This is a genomic window from Streptomyces sp. NPDC059957 (genome assembly GCF_042730015.1).
Lineage (GTDB): Bacteria > Actinomycetota > Actinomycetes > Streptomycetales > Streptomycetaceae > Streptomyces.
On record NZ_JBHWMB010000114.1, the window covers coordinates 1 to 3,225 of the forward strand.

The 3,225-nt window shown below is 69.3% G+C and carries 3 protein-coding genes and 1 tRNA gene; 3 read left to right on the forward strand and 1 reads right to left on the reverse strand.

Annotated elements, in window-relative coordinates; genetic code table 11:
- Positions 1–36: 36 nt before the first annotated feature.
- Positions 37–110: transfer RNA gene (locus tag ACFWBW_RS39155), tRNA-Met, on the reverse strand.
- Positions 111–461: 351 nt separating this feature from the next.
- Here ACFWBW_RS39155 and ACFWBW_RS39160 point away from each other — a divergent pair.
- From ACFWBW_RS39160 to ACFWBW_RS39170, 3 genes are all read left to right on the forward strand, one after another.
- Positions 462–665 (forward strand): cold-shock protein, encoded by a 204-nt coding sequence (locus ACFWBW_RS39160; protein WP_053678014.1) that lies wholly within the window; start codon positions 462–464, stop codon positions 663–665.
- 348 nt (positions 666–1,013) lie between these two features.
- A complete protein-coding gene (locus tag ACFWBW_RS39165) occupies positions 1,014–2,609 on the forward strand; it encodes a DEAD/DEAH box helicase (RefSeq protein WP_385383802.1) in 1,596 nt (531 codons plus the stop codon).
- 63 nt (positions 2,610–2,672) lie between these two features.
- Positions 2,673–2,984, forward strand: coding sequence for an SCO5918 family protein (locus ACFWBW_RS39170; protein WP_385383804.1), 312 nt, complete (start codon positions 2,673–2,675; stop codon positions 2,982–2,984).
- The last annotated feature ends 241 nt before the right edge of the window (positions 2,985–3,225 follow it).

The window sequence follows — 3,225 nt, forward strand, 5'->3', positions numbered from 1 at the left end:
CTTGACGCCTGGGCGTCAAGGGGGCCGGACCTTTCGTAGCGGGGACAGGATTTGAACCTGCGACCTCTGGGTTATGAGCCCAGCGAGCTACCGAGCTGCTCCACCCCGCGTCGTTGTGAACATCACTGTACGGGATCCCGGGGTCGCCCCCGACCACCACCGAACCGCTGCCGAAAAATCCCTGCCCACCGGGACGGAAAATATGCGCGGGCGAAGTGAGAATTTCCGGACCGGGGGATGGGGTGCGTTTTATTTCCACGCCGATCCGACCCCGGCGTGCTACTGTGGTTTGAGTTGCAGTTGTGGTTCCCAAAATTTCGAGCACCTCTGCCCACTCCTCTCGTAGGAGCAGGGCGAGTGTTCTTGTCTTTCCGGCGTTTTCCGGGCTGGGCAATCATCGGCGACTTGAGGTTCGCACAGTGCGGATCTCTGGGGGCTGTGCCCCGAAGGAGATAAAAAACATGGCTAATGGCACCGTGAAGTGGTTCAACGCGGAAAAGGGCTTCGGCTTCATCGAGCAGGAGGGTGGCGGTCCTGACGTGTTCGCCCACTACTCGAACATCGCCTCGCAGGGCTTCCGTGAGCTTCAGGAAGGCCAGAAGGTCAGCTTTGACATCGCGCAGGGCCAGAAGGGCCCGACCGCCGAGAACATCGTCACCGCCTGACGTTCACGCGTAACCACGTAGCTGGGGCCCGCACCTTGGGGTGCGGGCCCCAGCTCGTTGCGTTTCTGGATCCGCGGGCCGTCTCGGCCCGCGTGAGCGGCGCGACGGGGAAACCTGTCCCAGCGCCCCACCGTTCGGCCGATGGATGAACTCCTCGGCTCCCCACCCGCATGCGGCGCATATTTCGCCGACACATAGGGTGATAATCCTTATCTGACTGGTCGATCGAAGTTCGATTCGACTTCGTCATATCTTTTTATGCTCCGGCTCATTCTTGTGAATCCTCGTGCGGCCAGTTTTCCGCTGCCGAGAACTCCTCGATGTGCGCCGTATCGAGGAAGGTTCTGCATGAACCGCACGACCCGCATGAATGACCGCACTTCGTCCTCCCGTTCGGGTGGATCCGGCAGCTCCTACGGCTCCAACAGCTCCTACGGTGGCTCGTACGGCGGCTCCTCCGGCTCCTCCAGCCGTTCCGGCAGCCGCTTCGGCTCCTCGGCCCCCAGCCGCTCCGGCGGTGGCGGCGGCCCCAAGCGCTCGGGCGGCGGCTACGGGCGCCGTCCCGCCGCACCGCAGGGTGAGTTCGCCCTGCCGGTGACCGTGGTCCCCGCGCTGCCCGCCGTCGAGGCGTTCGCCGACCTGGCGATGCCGGCCCAGCTGCTCACCACGCTCACCCGTGAGGGCATGACCACCCCGTTCCCGATCCAGGCGGCCACGCTGCCCAACGGGCTCGCGGGCCGGGACGTCCTGGGACGCGGCCGCACCGGCTCCGGCAAGACCCTGGCCTTCGGCCTCGCGCTGCTGGCCCGTACCGCCGGCCAGCAGGCCGAGCCGGGCCAGCCGCTCGCGCTGGTCCTCGTACCCACGCGTGAGCTCGCCCAGCAGGTCACCGCGGCCCTCACGCCCTACGCCCGTGCGGTGAAGCTGAGGATCGCCACCGTCGTCGGCGGCATGCCGATCCACCGGCAGGCCGGCGCGCTGCGCGCCGGGGCCGAAGTCGTCGTCGCCACCCCGGGCCGGCTGAAGGACCTCATCCAGCGCGGCGACTGCCGGCTGAACCAGGTCGGGATCACCGTCCTGGACGAGGCCGACCAGATGGCCGACATGGGCTTCATGCCCCAGGTCACCGCGCTCCTCGACCAGGTGCGTCCCGAGGGCCAGCGGATGCTGTTCTCCGCGACCCTGGACCGCAACGTCGACCTGCTGGTCCGTCGCTACCTGACCGACCCCGTCGTGCACTCCGTCGACCCCTCGCAGGGCGCGGTGACCACGATGGAGCACCACGTCCTGCACGTCCAGAACTTCGACAAGCAGGCTGCCACGACCGAGATCGCCGCCCGTGAGGGCCGCGTGATCATGTTCCTGGACACCAAGCACGGCGTGGACAGGCTGACCGAGCACCTGCTGAGCAGCGGGGTGCGCGCCGCGGCGCTGCACGGCGGAAAGTCGCAGCCCCAGCGCACCCGTACCCTCACGCAGTTCAAGTCCGGACACGTCAGCGTGCTCGTGGCCACGAACGTCGCGGCCCGCGGCATCCACGTCGACAACCTCGACCTCGTCGTCAACGTGGACCCGCCGACCGACCCCAAGGACTACCTGCACCGTGGCGGCCGTACCGCCCGCGCCGGGGAGTCCGGCAGTGTCGTCACCCTGGTCCTGCCCAACCAGCGCCGCGATATGGTCCGTCTCATGCAGGCCGCCGGAATCACCCCGCAGACCGCGCAGGTCCGCTCCGGCGAGGCCGAGCTGAACCGGATCACCGGCGCCCAGGCGCCGTCCGGCGTTCCGGTCGTCATCACGGCCCCCGTCACCGATCGGCCCAGGGGCGGCACCGGCGGCGCCTCCCGGGGCCGCCGCAGCCGGCCCGCTCAGGACCGGCGCAGCAGGACCGCCACCACCGCTCGGGGGCCGCAGCGCCAGTCCCCGGCCACCACGGCGGCTTAGGCAATCCCGCCCGGATCCTGCCGGACCGGGCACGGACGGTTCTCTTCTTACCTGTGAGGCAGCATGCGCTTCGTCATCGCCCGCTTTCCGTTCGACCTGACCAAGGCCGGGGTCCTGGAATCGATGAAGGGCGTCAAGCCCGAACCGATCACCGGTGACTCCGTGGTCATAGGGCGCCGCTCGTACCCCGTGAAGCAGGTCGGCGCCGTCGTCACCCGCCAGGACCGCCGCGACTTCACCGCCGCCGAGGTGGTCAGGGCCCTGACTGCGCTGGGGTTCACCTGTCGCCCGCTGGAGACGGTTCCGGCGCCCGCCGAGCCCATGACCCCGCTCCAGAAGGCCTCCGCCATGCTCGGAGCCCCCTCCGGCGTGTAGCGGGAGCAGCGGGAACAACGCGTACGGAGCCCAGGGCCCCGGTCGGCACCAACCGACCGGGGCCCTGGGCGTTTCCGTATGCCCGGGCCCGGCTCATGCCCGGGTCCAGCGCGGGCCCGCCGCGGTGGGGGCCGGCGGGGGCTCGGCCCCGTCCAGGCGCAGGCTGCGCAGCGTGGCTTCCGTCTCGCGCTGGAAGTGCGCGTAGGTGATCAGCCGCTCCCACAGCGGGTCGGGACGGCCC

Excerpts from the sequence above, each read along its gene's own strand:
- ACFWBW_RS39170 (WP_385383804.1), top strand. The coding sequence starts at position 2,673 with ATGCGCTTCGTCATCGCCCGCTTTCCGTTCGACCTGACCAAGGCCGGG.
- ACFWBW_RS39160 (WP_053678014.1), top strand. The coding sequence starts at position 462 with ATGGCTAATGGCACCGTGAAGTGGTTCAACGCGGAAAAGGGCTTCGGC.
- ACFWBW_RS39165 (WP_385383802.1), top strand. The coding sequence starts at position 1,014 with ATGAACCGCACGACCCGCATGAATGACCGCACTTCGTCCTCCCGTTCG.